Source organism: Actinomyces sp. ICM39 (assembly GCF_000282935.1).
Classification (GTDB): Bacteria; Actinomycetota; Actinomycetes; order Actinomycetales; family Actinomycetaceae; genus Pauljensenia; species Pauljensenia odontolytica_B.
On record NZ_ALCB01000031.1, the window covers coordinates 1 to 991 of the forward strand.

General features: G+C 73.7%; 1 protein-coding gene. It reads right to left on the bottom strand.

All coding sequences use genetic code 11. The features are described 5' to 3' along the window. Positions 1 to 106: 106 nt before the first annotated feature. On the bottom strand, positions 107 to 991 hold an 885-nt coding region (locus HMPREF1137_RS01720), incomplete at its 5' end, for an L-serine ammonia-lyase, iron-sulfur-dependent, subunit alpha (protein WP_007588147.1).

Below are 991 nucleotides of genomic sequence, written 5' to 3' on the forward strand. Positions count from 1 at the left end.
CCACCGCCCACCGGCACCGCGGCAGGTCCCTCCGGTGCCCTCCACACCAGTGGGGCCGGGTTGCTGATGTGTGGCTCTGCGCGTCGTCTCGAAGCCCGGCCAGGCCTCAGCACTCCACGACGTTGACGGCCAGGCCGCCCTCCGACGTCTCCTTGTACTTCGAGAGCATGTCGTTGCCGGTCTGGCGCATCGTCTCGATGACCACGTCCAGGCTCACCGTGTGGCGGCCGTCGCCCCACAGGGCCATGCGCGCCGCGTTGATCGCCTTGACGGCCGCGATCGCGTTGCGCTCGATGCACGGCACCTGCACGAGGCCCGCCACCGGGTCGCACGTCAGACCCAGCGAGTGCTCCATCGCGATCTCCGCCGCGTTCTCCACCTGCTGCGGGGTGCCGCCGAGGGCCTGCGCCAGGCCGGCCGCCGCCATCGCCGAAGCCGACCCAACCTCGCCCTGGCAGCCGACCTCCGCGCCCGCGATGGACGCGTTCGTCTTAATAAGGGCGCCGATCGCCGTCGCCGCCAGCAGGAAGTCGTGCACGAGGGCGCGGCGGCGGGCCGCGCAGGCCTCGGGCGACGCGGGATCATCCGAAGAAGTCTCCGAGGAGTCCTCCGTCGTCATGCGGATGTGCGCCAGCGGGGTGACCGCGCCGTCCTCCGTCGCGGGGCCCGCCGCCACGCCGGGCGTCGACCCCGTCTCCGGGCAGTGCGTCACCAGGTAGCCCAGGACCGCGGGGATCACGCCGGCCGCGCCGTTCGTCGGCGCCGTCACGACGCGGTGGCCCGCCGCGTTCTCTTCGTTGACGGCCAGGGCAAAGAGGTTCACCCAGTCCATCGCCCGCATCGGGTCGGCCACGGTCGACACCCAGGCGCGCGCACCGGGGGAGCGCACCCCCTCCGCGGGAGATGCGCCCGAGGAGGCCCCGGCCTCGTTCGTCGAAGCCTGCGGGATGCCGGTCAGGCGCTCCGCCAGCTGGCCGGCGAGCGCGCGGGC